This is a genomic window from Herpetosiphon gulosus (assembly GCF_039545135.1).
In the GTDB taxonomy this organism is placed as follows: domain Bacteria; phylum Chloroflexota; class Chloroflexia; order Chloroflexales; family Herpetosiphonaceae; genus Herpetosiphon; species Herpetosiphon gulosus.
In genome coordinates, this window is the sequence record NZ_BAABRU010000002.1 from 229,256 (window position 1) to 244,322 (window position 15,067).

The 15,067-nt window shown below is 50.9% G+C and carries 10 protein-coding genes; 5 read left to right on the top strand and 5 right to left on the bottom strand.

Annotation, left to right across the window (positions count from 1 at the left end; translation table 11 throughout):
- Window positions 1-52: 52 nt before the first annotated feature.
- The 3 genes from ABEB26_RS03060 to ABEB26_RS03070 all read right to left on the bottom strand — a co-directional run bounded on the left by ABEB26_RS03060 (window position 53) and on the right by ABEB26_RS03070 (window position 4,496).
- On the bottom strand, window positions 53-2,014 hold the full coding sequence (locus ABEB26_RS03060; protein WP_345720474.1) for a phosphate ABC transporter substrate-binding protein PstS family protein: 1,962 nt from the start codon (window positions 2,012-2,014) through the stop codon (window positions 53-55).
- Between the two features lie 158 nt (window positions 2,015-2,172).
- Window positions 2,173-2,412: a hypothetical protein gene (locus ABEB26_RS03065; protein WP_345720475.1), complete on the bottom strand. Its 240-nt coding sequence runs from the start codon at window positions 2,410-2,412 to the stop codon at window positions 2,173-2,175.
- Between the two features lie 107 nt (window positions 2,413-2,519).
- Window positions 2,520-4,496 carry a tetratricopeptide repeat protein gene (locus ABEB26_RS03070; protein ID WP_345720476.1) on the bottom strand — a complete coding sequence of 659 codons (1,977 nt, stop codon included), beginning with the start codon at window positions 4,494-4,496 and terminating at the stop codon, window positions 2,520-2,522.
- A 217-nt stretch (window positions 4,497-4,713) separates the two neighbouring features.
- Between ABEB26_RS03070 and ABEB26_RS03075 the strand changes: the two genes are divergently transcribed.
- Together ABEB26_RS03075 and ABEB26_RS03080 are read left to right on the top strand one after the other, a co-directional pair.
- Window positions 4,714-8,100, top strand: a complete 3,387-nt coding sequence (locus ABEB26_RS03075; protein ID WP_345720477.1) for a carboxypeptidase-like regulatory domain-containing protein — start codon at window positions 4,714-4,716, stop codon at window positions 8,098-8,100.
- Between the two features lie 95 nt (window positions 8,101-8,195).
- Window positions 8,196-10,814 (top strand): clostripain-related cysteine peptidase, encoded by a 2,619-nt coding sequence (locus ABEB26_RS03080; RefSeq protein WP_345720478.1) that lies wholly within the window; start codon window positions 8,196-8,198, stop codon window positions 10,812-10,814.
- Window positions 10,815-11,036: 222 nt separating this feature from the next.
- On the opposite strand, the gene ABEB26_RS03085 is transcribed toward ABEB26_RS03080, so the two are convergent.
- Together ABEB26_RS03085 and ABEB26_RS03090 are read right to left on the bottom strand one after the other, a co-directional pair.
- Window positions 11,037-11,609 carry a hypothetical protein gene (locus ABEB26_RS03085; protein ID WP_345720479.1) on the bottom strand — a complete coding sequence of 191 codons (573 nt, stop codon included), beginning with the start codon at window positions 11,607-11,609 and terminating at the stop codon, window positions 11,037-11,039.
- Between the two features lie 15 nt (window positions 11,610-11,624).
- Window positions 11,625-12,209 (bottom strand): hypothetical protein, encoded by a 585-nt coding sequence (locus ABEB26_RS03090; RefSeq protein WP_345720480.1) that lies wholly within the window; start codon window positions 12,207-12,209, stop codon window positions 11,625-11,627.
- 174 nt (window positions 12,210-12,383) lie between these two features.
- Here ABEB26_RS03090 and ABEB26_RS03095 point away from each other — a divergent pair, with 174 nt between their 5' ends.
- From ABEB26_RS03095 to ABEB26_RS03105, 3 genes are all read left to right on the top strand, one after another.
- Window positions 12,384-13,331: an alpha/beta hydrolase gene (locus ABEB26_RS03095; RefSeq protein WP_345720481.1), complete on the top strand. Its 948-nt coding sequence runs from the start codon at window positions 12,384-12,386 to the stop codon at window positions 13,329-13,331.
- Window positions 13,332-13,982 (top strand): metallophosphoesterase family protein, encoded by a 651-nt coding sequence (locus ABEB26_RS03100; RefSeq protein WP_345720482.1) that lies wholly within the window; start codon window positions 13,332-13,334, stop codon window positions 13,980-13,982.
- Window positions 13,983-14,320: 338 nt separating this feature from the next.
- Entirely contained in the window at window positions 14,321-15,064 is a 744-nt protein-coding gene (locus tag ABEB26_RS03105; protein ID WP_345720483.1) for a hypothetical protein, read from the top strand.
- The last annotated feature ends 3 nt before the right edge of the window (window positions 15,065-15,067 follow it).

Here is a 15,067-nt window from a genome sequence, read left to right on the forward strand (position 1 = left end):
CTGCGGAGCTAAACTCCGCAGCCTGTGCCATGGTACCATAAACCCTTGGTGCTTACTTGGTTGCGTCGAGTAGGCTTTGCTTGGCTTCGTTCAATGCTGCTTCACTCGCTGGGAAGTAACCCACTTCGAGGATAACTTCATTGACGTTGGTCAAGTAGTAGTTGATAAACGCCGCGACTTGAGGCTTTTCAGCCAAGACATTTTTGGCCGAGTAGATGTACAACGGACGAGCCAATGAGTAGCTACCATCTTCAGTGGTGGCTTCGGTTGGTTCAACACCGTCAATCGTCAAGGCTTTGAGTTTGGTTTTGTTTTCGTTGTAGTAGGCATAGCCAAAGTAACCGATGGCATTGGCATCACCTTCGATCCCGGTCACCAAGACGTTATCGTCTTCGCTCAATTGGGGGTTGGCTCCCAAGATGAATTTTTCTTCGCTATCGAAGAAGTGTTCGACGAAGTAGTCGAAAGTACCGCTATCGGTGCCTGGGCTGTAGAGTTTGATCGCTTCAGCTGGATAGCTGGCATCAACTTGGTCCCAGGTTTTGTAGGTACCTGAGAAGATGTCGGCGACTTGGGCTTCGGTCAAGTTGCTGACGAAGGTATTTTTGCTGCTGACCACGACGGCCAAGGCATCGGTACCGACGCGGAACTCAACGACTTCGCGGCCTTTATTAGCACAGGCTTTGGCTTCTTCGTCTTTGATCGCGCGGCTGGCGTTGGCGATATCGGTTTCGGCAGCGGTACAGAAGCGTTCGAAACCAGCACCGGTGCCGATGCTATCGATGGTCATGTTGCCAGTGTAGCCATCTTCGCCGAAGATTTCAGCTACGGCTTCGCTCAACGGATAGACCGTTGATGAACCAGCGCTCACGATATCGCCTTGAACAGCTGATGGATCAACTTCTTCGAGAGCAACTGCGCCGCTAGTGTTGCCACCAGTGCTGCTGCTGCCACCAGTCAAGGCATTGATCAAAGCATCTTTTGCGCCGCTCAAGGCTTCTTCGCTGGCAGGGAAGTAACCAACTTCAAGAATAACATCGTTGACGTTGGTCAAGTAGTAGTTGATAAACGCCGCGACTTGAGGCTTTTCAGTCAAGATATTTTTGGCCGAGTAGATGTACAACGGACGAGCCAATGAGTAGCTACCATCTTCAGTGGTGGCTTCGGTTGGTTCAACACCGTCAATCGTCAAGGCTGTAAGCTTGGTTTTGTTTTCGTTGTAGTAGGCATAACCGAAGTAGCCAATTGCATTGGCATCACCTTCGATCCCGGTTACCAACACGTTATCATCTTCGCTCAATTGGGGGTTGGCTCCCAAGATGAATTTTTCTTCGCTATCGAAGAAGTGTTCGACGAAGTAATCGAAGGTACCACTATCGGTGCCTGGGCTGTAGAGTTTGATCGCTTCAGCTGGATAGCTGGCATCAACTTGGTCCCAAGTTTTGTAGGTACCTGAGAAAATGTCGGCGACTTGGGCTTCGGTCAAGTTGCTGACGAAGGTATTTTTGCTGCTGACCACGACGGCCAAAGCATCGGTACCGACGCGGAACTCAACGACTTCGCGGCCTTTGGCAGCACAGGCTTCGGCTTCTTCCGCTTTGATCGCGCGGCTGGCGTTGGCGATATCGGTTTCAGCAGCGGTACAGAAGCGCTCGAACCCAGCGCCCGTGCCGATGCTATCAATCGTGATGTTGCCGGTGTAGCCATCTTCAGTGAAGATTTCGGCCACAGCTTCGCTCAACGGATAGACTGTTGATGAACCAGCGCTCACGATATCGCCTTGAACCATTGCTGGGTCAACTTCTCCACCAGCAGGAACTTCAGCAGTTGCTTCAACTGAAGGAGTAGCAGCAGCTTCAGTGGTGGGGGCAGTAGTAGCAGCAGCTTGGCCAGTGGTGGCAGTAGCTGGTGCTGTAGTGGCTGGTGCAGTGGTTGGAGTGCTGTCGCCGCCACATGCTGCGAGCATTGTCAGCAACATGATTGAGGCAAGCATTAAACTCAGCAGTTTCCGCATGATCTGGATTCCTCCGAAAAAGAAATTTCTGTAAGTTGCAAATTGAATTACGTGCATCACGTAAGAGCAGTCTAAATCGCTATACTTAAACTGCTTTGATCGCTGTGTTAAGTTCCGATTAAATGTTAGTGTAATGCTGAGTACGGTGGATTGGCAGTTTAAACGTCAATCACATTTAACCCATAAAAATGCAGAAATTCGCGCACCGATGCTGTGTCAGGCAAGGCCACAACTTGGCGCATTTCTGAGCGTGAAAGCACCACTTCCACCGCCCGAATGCTGCCCCGTTGATCGAGGTAGGCATGACGGCCAAGCACTGGTGCATCAATTTGCCAGCCCTGTTGCATGTGGTAGCGCACGAGTTCCAAGCGTTTGGTCGCATCGTCTAGGTGAACCATAAGCGATCAAGCCTCCGTGATGCGCAATTGCGCAATTCAACGCCGTTAAGCTTGATCAGACCACGCTTGGGTTATGCTGAGGTTAATCGTTGGTCAAATTATGGCGATTAAGCTTCTTTAGCCTTCGATTGAGGTAGTTGGTAGCTGGTTGAACGGCCATCACCAGAACGCACTAAAACATTCCGCTCCACCAAATCATTGAGATCGCGGGCGGCTTGCTTGGGCGAAATTTGGGTTAGCTCACGGTAATCGCGGTTGGTAATCGAAGGATGCTGTTTGAGATAATCGAAAATCCGTTGCTGGCGCTCGTTTAATTCGATCGTTGGCGGGTACAGGCCTGGATAACTTTCGGCCAAACCATGCAGATCATTTAACAAACGATCTAAACCACTCGTTTGGGCCAATTGAATCGCTTCGGCATAATATTGGCGCATGAGCTGGGTTTGGCCAAGTTCGGCATAGGCTTCAGCCAAATCATAGCAAGTATTGGCTTGCCAATTATGATTGTGCATGGCCGCAAAAATCTGATAGGCCGCCAGATAATGCTCGACCGCTAGGGTAAACTCTTGCATCCAAAAACAACATGCCCCGATGCTTTTTTGACACAGGCCTTGCATGCGCCGATTGCCTGTGCGATCAGCTAAATTCAGGCTTTGCTCAAAATAGTCGAGGGCTTGCGAGTAATGGCCTAAATCAAGGTAATCGTAGCCCAAATTGTGCGCGATATGGGTCATCAACAAGCTATGATTGACTTCATTGGCCGCCAACCATGCCGCTTGATGTTGATTGATCGCTTCGGCATGCTCACCGCGATGAGCATAGAACATGCCACGGGCGTTCGCCAGCTCAGCCCAAGCCCCACGATCAAGGGGATCGATCAAGGTAGCGGCTTGCTCAAGACTGGTTTGGGCCTGCTCAAAATCACGCTGATCCTGAAACCACATCCATGCTTGCTCCAAACAAACGCGATAGCGCAAGGGATCGTTGGGTGCAGCCCGTTCCAAGATCGCAATGCTATAGTTGAAGTGGGACTGCGCTTCCATGGTGCTTTGCGAGCGAAAAGCCTTGCCACGCTTGTAATAGGCCTCAGCTTTAAGCAACGGCGCGTTGGCAGCCAAAGCCGCTTGATATTCACCCAATGCGGTTTGGACATCGTTCATGGTCATGGCCACATCGCCGCTGACCAACTTGAGCCGAAACCAAAGTTGCGGTTGTTGAATATCGTGGGCTTGAATCTGGGCCAACAATTCGCGCAGCGCTCGGCCCTGCAAACTATCAACAATCGTTTGATGCTCAGCAATGATCAAGCTAGCTGCTTGATCGTAGGCTTGGGCTTGCAACCAATGTTGAATTGAGTGCAACGGCTCACTAGGTTGCAGCAACTCGGCTAATTGTTGATGCCAGCGCCGGCGTTCGGGAGCGCTAATTTGGCTTTGCAAAAAGGGTCGCAGCTTTTCAACCAAGGCCAAACTTTCGCTTTTGATTAGGCCATGATCGGCTAAATGTTGGAGCGTGGATTCGGCAATAGCATTTAATTCGAGCCAATGCTCAAGCCAACGCTGAGCCAATGGTTGCTGATTGAAGGCCAACATTCGCGCCAAGGTTTGTTCAGCAGTAGTTAATTGCGGATACAACCCAATAATCGCATGGTTGGGAATCGTGGTGCTTGGCTGTTGCACTTCTTCGAGCAGCAATTTGGCCAGGCTTTGAACTGCTTGGTTGCGAATTGGATAGATCGTTTGCTCGACCACGCCCATGGCTTCGGCGAGATCAGCAATCCGCAAGCCTTCCATATAAAAGCCCGCCAAAACGTTGTATGGTCGCCAAGGCAAGGCCAGCCAATGGCGCTCGCCGTGCGGACGAATCCGCTCAATCAGCCACCACAAGAGTGCTTGAACTGCCCGCCCAAGTTCAGCCGAACCTTGGGGCGTATCAGCAACATACCAGCGTTCGATAATCTGGCAGGTTGCTAAGGGCGAACTCGCCAGAAACAACACATCACCCTCACGGGCATGGCGCAAGGCTTCCGCCAGCATTTTCTCGAGCGTTGGTAAGCTGTAGGCCAACAAGTCTGGCTGATTCATGGTACATCCTTGTCCAAATTGCGGCTACTCCGCACTCTCACCGCAGATCTCGAAGCATTTGGCTAATCAGGTCATGAGACGAATCGGACCACCCCAAAATAGCCCAAAACTCTAGAGCTTTTTTGATTGAGTTGGGTGTGAGTCACTGCGATACTAAAAACCAGCTTCCACTACGTCCCCGCCATTGTCACGTTCCACCCCGTGTAAGGAGGATTGTATGTCGTTAGTTTTGCGTCGGTTTGGCATGATCGCATTTATGGTCATGTTTATTTTAGCATTGGCAATTGGCAGTTCGGCCAAGGCCGCTCCGTTGGCCGATGATGTGAGCATCGATCTTGGTGATGCGCCCTCATCAAACAACAATTTTGGTTTAATGATGGATGCCTATAGCGGCGTGCCTGCTAAGTATCCAACCGTGTTCTCGACCGTGCCGAATGGCCCTTCGCACATCTTAGCTAAGTTGATTCACCTTGGTCCAGGTGTGAGCCAAGAGGATGAGGCTGACAGTGGGTTTGATGCTGATGGCCCAAATAACATCGACCCCAGCGCCAATACCCCCGACCAAGATCGCTATGATAATGCCTTCCTCAGCCCATTGGATATCAATAGCTTGCCCAACTGCCAACCAACCCAACTGCGCTACCAAGTCACGGTTGACCCAAGCTGGACTGGTGGCACAATCAAGCTGTATACCAATCTGTGGTTTGATTGGGATCGCAGCGGCTATTGGGGTGGAGCAACCTTCAACTGTGCCAATGCGACCACGACTGAATGGTCAGTTCAAAATGATGTTAATGTGATCACTGGCCCAGGCACCTATATTTTCAGCACCTCGGCTTTCTTGCCAGTCAACACTAATAGCAACAAACCATTGTGGATGCGGATTTCGTTGAGCGAAACGCCTGCAACCAATGACGATGGCCGCGGCCCAGCTAATCGCTGGAAATATGGCGAAACCGAGGACTACCTCTTAACTGGTAGTGATGAGCCAACCCCAGAACCAACCAAAACCTTTACTCCAACCCCAGTCCCAACGCGGACTTTTACCCCAACCCCAGTCCCAACGCGGACTTTTACCCCAACCCCAACCAATACGGCAACCGCTACCTCAACCAATACCCCGCCACCAACGCGGACCTTTACCCCAACGCCAACCCCAAGTGGCAATGATATTATCTCCGATCTTGGCGATGCGCCGGATTCGACCAACCACTTTGCCACTGGCATGCTGGCCTATGCTCCAGCGACGGGCGCTCGCTACCCCACCGTGTTCGACCCTAGCACGGGTCTTCCCGAAGGCCCATTGCACTATGATGCCAAACAAGTTGTGCTTGGCAACCTCTCAACCTTTGAACGCGAGGCCGACACTGGCCCTGACGCTGATGTTGTGAACAATATTCAGCCAAGTACCAATCTGCCCAACCTTGATAAAGCTGATGATGCCTTCTATTTGGGCGTGCCCACTGTCAATAGCTTTATTCCAGCCTGCCAAACCGAAGCCTTGGATTATCGAGTAACGGTCAACAGCGTACCAGCGGGTGTCACTCGTTTGTATGTCAACGTCTGGATCGACTGGAATCGCAGTGGTTTCTGGGGTGGCTCAACCCAATGTAATGGTGGCTTGGCCAATGAATGGGCCGTACAAAACCAAATGATCCCAGTTGTGAGCGGCAACTATGTCACGCCTAATTTCTTAAGTGGCATCCAAACCAGTAATTTGGGCGATATTTGGATTCGGATCACGATTAGCGATAGCCCCGCAACCAATGATGATGGTCGTGGCCCAAGCAGTGGCTGGAAATATGGCGAAACCGAAGATTATCTGTTGCGCTATATCACCAACCCAACCCCAACCCACACGCCAACTCACACACCAACCAATACGCCAACCAATACGCCGACACCAAGCCATACCCCAACGCCGCTGCCAGCAATCAGCGATTTGGGCGATGCTCCTGATTCAAGTAACAACTTCGGGGTCAACATGACCACCTATGTTACTGGCGTAATTGCCCGTTTCCCAACCGTCTTTGGTGGCCCCGCGCCAATTGGCCCATTCCACCGCGATGCGCGGCGCTACCACCTTGGCCGTGGCGTGACCTTTGAGCGCGAAGCTGATATTGGCTTCGATATGGATTATACCCATAACATCTCGCCAACCCTCAACATGAACGACCAAGATCGGGCTGATGATGGTTTAGTGAGCCCACGAACCTTGCAGGCGTATCAAAACTGTAGTGCTACGCGGTTTACATACACCGTCACCAATAATACAGCCTCGCCTTTGACGGTCTATTTCAACTCATGGTGGGATTGGAACCGCAGCGGCAATTGGGGCGGAACGTTCCAATGTCCTAATGGGCTTTCCAATGAATGGGCGGTGCAAAATCAAGTGATTGTGCTAAACCCTGGAGTCAATACCTTTACTACGCCTACGTTCTTCCCCTACCATCCACCACAACGGGCTGGGATTTGGTTCCGCATGACGGTTAGCCCAACGCCTGCCAGCGCAGCTGATGGTCGTGGTCCAAATGCTGGTTGGGAGTTTGGCGAAACCGAGGATTATATCTTCATGCCCGATTTGGGCGATGCGCCGGATAGCAATAACAGCGCAGCAGCCAGCATCCTAGCCTATTCGCCAGCAACCCAAGGTTTCTTCCCAACGATTTTCAACCGCGTGCCCGCCGCCTTGCCCAAAGGCCCATTACACCAAAACTTGGGCATGCCGTATATGTTAGGCAAATCGTTGACCGCTGAAACTGATGCCGATATTGGGCTTGATGACGATGCAACAACCAATATTCAAACAGCGCTAAACCGTGGCAATTATGATCGAGCTGACGATACCTTTGCTGGCGGCCCACCAACGGCCAATAGTTTTGGTCATTGCCGCGCCAATACCTTGCCTTATACCGTGCGTTTACCCAATAATCCAGCCCCAACTGGCTCGATGGTCGCCTATGTCAATGTCTGGATCGATTGGGGCGCGAATGGGCAATGGGGCACAAACTATGGCTGTGTCGATTCACTTGGGATTACGCGGGTAGCTCGCGAATGGGCTGTCCAAAATCAGGTTGTCAATCTGAGTGGCCCGAATGTTTACAGCTTGGTAACGCCAGTATTCTATTCATATCAACCAACCTTGCCATTCAAGCCAGTTTGGCTGCGGATCACCATCAGCAACACCCCGGCAACCGCCGCCGATGGTCGTGGCCCAAACACTGGTTGGGAATACGGCGAAACCGAGGATTATCAATTGAAGGTCTTATTGACCCACGTGGTTAGCGGCCATGTCTTTGATACTGCTGGCTTGCCAATTGTTGATGCCAATGTCTATTTGTATCGCCGTGGCACTACGGGCAACCCGGCTCCCGAGTTGGTGGCGAGCGCCCAAACCGATGAACAAGGCAATTACGAAGTGAGCGGCGAAGCCAATGGCGACTATTTGATCTTTGTCGAGCAGGCTGGTTATCAATCAATTTGGTACAAAGATGCCCCAACTGCCGACCAAGCTCAGCCGATCTCAGTCGATGAGCCTGGGGTCAATCGAATCGATTTCACCCTTGTACCCAACGGCGAACCAGAGCCAACCTACGAAAAATAAACGGCACTGTTAGCCAATTCAAACAATGAGGTTACCGACGCTTGCTCAGCCAGTTTTGGCTTGGGCAGGCGTTGGCGTTTGCGGAGGATTATCCCATGGGAACACGTCTGCTGCGGTGCTGCTTGCTGATCGGTCTATTGTTAAGTGCCATGCTTCCGCCAATCGTGGAGGCAACACCGAAAGCAGCGCCATTGGTGGCCATTTATATTTTGGCCTACGATAATCGCCTCGATAGCACGATGAATTTAACGCCCTATTATGATGCAACCCTCACCAGCATTACCAATGCCACTGTTGGTCAGCCCGATCTCACGGCGATTGTTTTGGCTGATCTGGCTGGAATGAATGATACTCACGTGCGAGTTGTGCAGAACGGCAATGTCAATACCTTGATTGGCTTGCCCGATATTGATGGAATTATTGATAGCAACCTTAAAGAATATGATGTGACCGATGGCAAAACCTTGGGTGGTTTTTTATTGTGGGCCAAAAGCAGTTATGCTGGCCAAAATTACACCTTGAGCTATATCGGCCATGGCGTGCCAATTATGCCCGATATCGAGATTTCAACGATCAGCCAGCCCGAACGCCCAGCTAGCAGTATCAATTTGCCTCCGTTGCCCACCCGCATTGGGGCAAATGCCGATGTGACCGATCACACGCTGACCACTAGCATCAGCGGCTATAATGCGCTTTCGCCCAACGATTTGGCCTTGGCCTTGGCAATTGCGGCTCCGATTGGCCCACGCTTTGCGGTGATCGACGTGTTAATGTGTTTTGGTGGCTCGGTTGAGGCCTTGTATCCGCTTGCACCGTATGCCGAATATCTGACCGCCTCGCCCAACTATGCCTTTTTCGACCCAACCATGCCCGGCAATGCCTTGCTTGGTTTGAACAGTAATCCTAATCCGCTGCAAATGGCTCAACATATCCTCAATAGCTACCATAATCAACTACCAAGCAGCGACCATCCACGGATTTTAAGCGTGATCGATGCCGATCAATTGAATAATCTCAAAACCACGTGGGATAGTGCCTCGAACGCAATCTATCTCAATTTGCTTAATTCCAGTCAGCGCGAAGCAACCCGAACAGCATTGTTCAATGCCTATCTTGAGAGTCGAAAATATGATCTGACCTATTGTGAGCCAAGTGACTGGGAGCTTAACGCGCCCGATGGCTTGGTTGATTTGCGCAGTTTTGCCCATGGTTTGAGCCAAAGTTTCGCCAATCTCAATCCGCAAATTGCAAGCCTTGCCGCCCAAACCCGCGATCGGATTCGCAATAGCAGTGGCAATTCGATGGTTGTGGTGTATCGCTTGGCGGATAACGATTTTCCATGGTTCGACCCAACTCCAACTCAGTGGATTTTTGATGGACTCAATCCACTTGGGCTTGACGATGATGCCGCTGGCTTAAGTTTATACGCCGATTTACAAGGTATTCCGGTGGTGGGAGCAACCGAATTAAGCTGGCAGGCGCATTGGTATCACGACGATGACACCCAGCTGGATAATCCGCATCCGTTGGCATTTTTAGCCGATGTGACCCATCGCAACGGCTGGGATGAGGTTTTTCAGGAATATTGGCGTGATATTGATGTCCAAACGGCGTTGTGTACGCCCAGCTTACCTGCTGCCCGCGATCAAGCCAATCCTCGCGCCGACATCAGCCTGAGCCAATTGAACCCTGCCGATAGCAATTTGGCCGTGAATGAATCGATTCGCCTGAATGTTATGTTGAATGTTAGTCGCGCAGTCCAGCGCAGCGATGTGCGCTTTGAGGTATTAACCAATGGCACAGTTGTATTTAGCGATAGCCTGATGCTGACCAAACTTGAGGCAGGCAACCAACGAATCTATGCTCAAACAATTTGGCAACCAACCAATGCTGGGGTTTATAGCTTGCGAGTCGTTGGCGATGGCGGCCAGCATGTGCAAGAAAGTAACGAAAACAATAATGTGCTTAGTCGCTCAATCAATATTGCTCCAACCGTGCCGCGCCGCCCAATTTTGAATGCGACAACGCTCAATAATCTGCAATTATCGAATAGCCCAACGCTCACGCTGAATGTCCAGCAACAAGCGGGCAGCGGTACACCAGTTTCAAGGCTGATTATCCAAGCCTATCAATATCAGGGCAATGCTGCCAACCCTCGCTTCCAAACGCCGGTGCTGCGGGCTACTACCACGATTAATCAGCCATCTTTGCCAACGGTACGGTTAAGCTTAGCAGGCTTAGATCCTGGTGCGGCTATTTTGTATGTTTGGGGCTATTCGAGCAATGGCTATAGCTTGATTCCGGCAATCGTGCGGCTAAATTATGCGCCGTTGCCCGCAACCATCAGCCAAAACCAAAAACATATCTATCGGTTTAGCCTCAAACGCGACCAAGCCCAAGCCTTTCGCTTACAAAACCAATTTGGTAATAGCAATTTGCACGCATGGGAACCGCATATCTGGACGGCTCCAACTCAGCAATCAACCAGCCTTGGCTTAGATCAAATTACCTATAATCCTACCCCACTAGCTGGCGAATACATCGTGCAAGTCAGTAGCAGCGATAGCAGTCGCTATCTGTTGACGGCGATACCCAACCCGCCAGCAGGCCGCAATCTTGAAGTGATCACTAGTAAACAACCACGGCCAATCTTTGAGGAGCCAAACCCATTCTTGCCGACTGATCAGATCTTTAACCCAATAGTGCAACGGTAAAAGTTGCTTTAGTCCTACATTCTAAATTAAGGTAGATCCAAAAATTAGCGGTATTCATGCCCTCACCCCCTGACCCCCTCTCCCGCACGCGAGGCGAGGGGGAACCACGAAACGAAACGCCCCTCTCCTGCCAAGCGAGGCGAGGGGGAATCATCTCAGCATGAGCGTTGGAACGCCCCCTCGCCCACCGCAGTGGGCGAGGGGTTGGGGTGAGGGAACTACTTATTCGGCGCTAACCAAACTGCCACCACGCGCCATGCCTTTGGCAATCCGCACGGGATCGCCGTTGTAGAGCATGGTTAGTGGGCCAGCCATAGCGCTAAATCGCTCGCTGGTAATTTGCCATTCGTGCATACGGCTGCCACCAAGGTAAATCGGCGAGCCAGCGCGGAGCCAGCCAAATAAATTGCGCATCAAATCGAGCACAGTTTTGGAGCCAAGCTGAAACGGCACCAACATCACCGCCAACGACCATGGCTCTGTTGGAAAACCATCGGGGTCGCGCAATTCGTCAAGTTCTTGCAAAACTGTAGCGTGGGCAAATGGGGCCAAAGCTTCGCTGGCAGCTTGCCAACGATCATATTCGCTGGTGATTAGCACCAACTGACCATCGGGAATTTGCCGCGCCAAATGCACCGCCAAATCGACCAGCTCATCACCAAACAAAATAATCCGATCGGCTGGTGATTCGGGCACAATCAAGCCTTTAAAATGCGGAGCAACCAAAGTTGCATATTCGTTGCGCCGATCAGCTCGGTTCTGTTCACGCGCACCACGTCCCTTTTGACGGGTCATGAAAACTCCTTAAACTTATTGTTGTTGAGCAAGTAGATTAACTTCCAGCCGAATTTCCTCGGCGGGAATTTCGACAACCATAGTTAATGCGGTTGGATTCTTGATCGGCAAGGTAAGATCAAGCGTTGTGTTGGCGTTGGGCGGCAAATTGGCCGCTGCATCGCCTTGAGCAGCATAGACCGTGCCTGATTGGTCGGTAAAACGGAAGGCCGACAAGGGCACGCGCAATTCTTTGCTACTAATATTGGTAACTAGGCCTTTAATTTGGAGGCCATCGCCCACTTGTTGGAGCGATTGAATATCGACTTTGAGCTTATTGTTGGTGACCACAGGCGTAATTGGCACAACCGCCTCGCCGCCTTGGAGTCGCGCAATTGCAGTCGAACTCCACTCCTGCACGGGAGCGGGCAAGGGCAAAATCGGCGTACCAAGATCTTGGCTGGCCACCTGAGTGGCGTTAGCTTCGGCAAAACGGCTGCGAAGCGTTTGCTCGCTATCAGGATTACAAGAACGGGTTGAAACCAAAAAAATTAACACCAGCCCGATAATTACCCCGATCAGCGCCGGGTGAGGGCTATTGACTCGCTGCGAAAACATCATCAACCTCCAGCACAATCGTAACGAGTATTGTACCGCGCTTTTAGCCAAACATAATCATCCAGGTAATACCCCAATCATAGGACAAAAATCCATGTTTTCGTTCAGGGCGATTAACGCTACAATACGAGCATCGCTCCCCCGCGTAGTGATTTTGGCAAAAGGAGTTCCACGGCGATGAGCTTCGAAACATACGACGACCTCTTTGAAGTGGTATCTGAGCAATACACAGCTCAAAAATATCGCGAAACGCTCGATTTACTTGATGCAGAGGGAGCGAAATTTCCCGAACACGCATCGATGATTGCCTATCTGCGCTCATGTATGGCCGCGCGGATTGGCTTGCCCGAACATGCGATTCAAATTCTAAGCGAGGCAGTTGCCCGTGGTTTTTGGTATGGAGCCGAAACGATCCGTCAAACGCCTTCGTGGATTAGCTTGCAAGGTGATCCTGAATTCGAGCGCTTGGCAGCGGTTTGTTTTCAGCGCCAACTGGAAGCGGTCAAAGATCCCAAGATGTATATTTTGGGGCCAGATGAGCTAGGCCCGTATCCGCTATTTTTTGCGCTCCACGGCAATGGCGATAACAGTATGCACACCTTGTATGGCTGGAACAATCTGATCGATATTGATTGGATTTTGGCTGCACCTCAATCGGCTCAGGCTGAATCATCTGATGGCTACGTGTGGAACAATCAATCGGCGGCCTTGCGTCAGTTGGTGCAGCAATTCACCGATGTTGGCAACGAATACCAAGTTGATCCCGAACGGATTATTTTGGCAGGTTTTTCGATGGGCGGCGAAACTGCCTTGCGCCTAGCCTTGATTGGGCCAATCGAAGCACGTGGCTTTGTATTGCTTGGCCCAGGCGGCCCGACAATCGACGACCCTGAGGAATGGTTGCCGGAAATTCGCGAAGCCAAAGGCCGCAATTTGCGGGGTTATATTTTGGTTGGCGAACATGATCGCACGATTCCCCACGACCAAATCAAACGCATGGTCAAACTATTAAATGATAATGGAATTCCCTGTGAGCTTGAAATTATTCCTGGTTTGCGTCATGCCTACCCCAGCAATACCTTGGAATATTTGCAACGAGCCTTTAATTTTATTGGGGTTGCCTAGATGCGTTTAGGGTTGTTAGCCGATATTCATGGTGATGGTGTCGGCTTTCAACAGGCCTTAGCTTGGTTTGCCAGCCAAGCGATTGAGCAAATACTTTGTGCTGGCGATGTAGTTGATCGTGGGCCAGATGCCGACGCGATTGTCCAAGTATTGATCAATCGTTCGATTGCTTGTATCAAGGGCAACCACGAATTCACCTTGTTACGCGAGCATAGCCGTTGGAGCCAAAGCAACCAGCGCGAACGCCTCGCCAGTCGGGGCCGAATTGTCACCCAAGCCACTTTAGATTATATCGCGGCGCTGCCAACCAGCCACCGTTTACAAATAGAGAATCGCTGTCTAGTGCTAGCCCATGGTGCACCATGGAGCGATGTCGTGGATATGTTGCCAGAAAGCCGGAGCAGCAAATGGCAACGACTTGTGCGCGAGCATCCCAACGATCAAATTATTGTGCTTGGGCATACTCACCGACCAATGCATGTACGTTGCGGCCATCTGACTGTGCTCAATCCAGGCTCGGTTTATGGCGTAACCATCCGCGATAGCCATAGCTGTGCCATCTACGATACTGCCAGCGATAGCCTGACCCTCTACGATTTACGCAGCCAACAAACCCGCATCTGCCCTGTGATTGAGATTGAATTGAGCTAAATAAGAGTTATAAATCGAAACCACGAAGAGCACGAAGCATGATTAAGATAAGCGTGCAATCCACATGTTAAGTTCATCAAGCAACCATTGCCCACCACAGATTACGCTTGAGTGGGCAGCTTGGCGAATCCCGACAAACCAAAAAAACTAAGGTAGTATCACTTCATTAGGTAAAGTTAATTTCGTTAACTTAGGTCGATAGCTCGATTCTATGGCAGATGAGTCAAATAGCGATGTCCAGAATACAATTAAGGTTTGGCGTAATTTTTTGCATAAAAATGATCTTACTTGATTAAATTGAAATTCAAAACTGATACTGAAACCAGAGGAGAAGCACGATGTATCTTGAGCATTACCCTAACCGAGAAACCACCATCGAACTCCCATCACTTGCGCTACTTACGGCTCCCGACGATCAGCGCTCGATTGTTGGCATGGGCACAGTCTTGTGCAAGCTTGATGGCGGCCAAGCAATCATCGGTGTGATCGCGTTTGACCAACTCTATTTAATTGTTGATAAAAAAGTTGTGCCCTTCATACCCGCCTTGTCCATTCGCCACGAATCGGGCACATTTATGGGCAATCTGAGCATCAACGCTGGCGCAACCAACCTCATCAAAACGCGCTATTGGAAAGCCCGCCCAGCGATTGTAGCCGCCCTCGATCCGGTTTACGATCAGATTGATGATACTGAACAGAACTTTTGCAGCTACCTAGCCTCATGCTATGAAGATCCAAGTTGGCGAAAATGGGTCTATGAGCGCTATCAGCCAGCCAAAGAACCCATGGCGACCACGCTTAATGAGGCCTTAGAATATTTATTGAGCCGCCTATCGCCGCATACTCCACCAGTCTTTTTTGCCGAAATTATCGACCAACTCTGTTGGCTCGTCGATGAGCAGCGCGTAAGTCTGCATCAGATCATGCGCGACTGGCTCCATTCCGATGAGAAGGAGAAGGTAAAAATTGCCCTCACAACCACCGAGGCGTTCTTCCTTGGATCAAATGCCGCCGATCGCGCGACCGTTGCCCGAATTATTGAGCGCTGGCCCGACCTCGCACTACTGTGCAAAACCGTTTAGCCG

Bases quoted from the DNA above. Each gene is read 5' to 3' on its own strand.
- ABEB26_RS03085 (WP_345720479.1), bottom strand. From the start codon at position 11,609: ATGACCCGTCAAAAGGGACGTGGTGCGCGTGAACAGAACCGAGCTGAT.
- ABEB26_RS03070 (WP_345720476.1), bottom strand. From the start codon at position 4,496: ATGAATCAGCCAGACTTGTTGGCCTACAGCTTACCAACGCTCGAGAAA.
- ABEB26_RS03060 (WP_345720474.1), bottom strand. From the start codon at position 2,014: ATGCGGAAACTGCTGAGTTTAATGCTTGCCTCAATCATGTTGCTGACA.
- ABEB26_RS03065 (WP_345720475.1), bottom strand. From the start codon at position 2,412: ATGGTTCACCTAGACGATGCGACCAAACGCTTGGAACTCGTGCGCTAC.
- ABEB26_RS03100 (WP_345720482.1), top strand. From the start codon at position 13,332: ATGCGTTTAGGGTTGTTAGCCGATATTCATGGTGATGGTGTCGGCTTT.
- ABEB26_RS03095 (WP_345720481.1), top strand. From the start codon at position 12,384: ATGAGCTTCGAAACATACGACGACCTCTTTGAAGTGGTATCTGAGCAA.
- ABEB26_RS03105 (WP_345720483.1), top strand. From the start codon at position 14,321: ATGTATCTTGAGCATTACCCTAACCGAGAAACCACCATCGAACTCCCA.
- ABEB26_RS03080 (WP_345720478.1), top strand. From the start codon at position 8,196: ATGGGAACACGTCTGCTGCGGTGCTGCTTGCTGATCGGTCTATTGTTA.
- ABEB26_RS03075 (WP_345720477.1), top strand. From the start codon at position 4,714: ATGTCGTTAGTTTTGCGTCGGTTTGGCATGATCGCATTTATGGTCATG.
- ABEB26_RS03090 (WP_345720480.1), bottom strand. From the start codon at position 12,209: ATGATGTTTTCGCAGCGAGTCAATAGCCCTCACCCGGCGCTGATCGGG.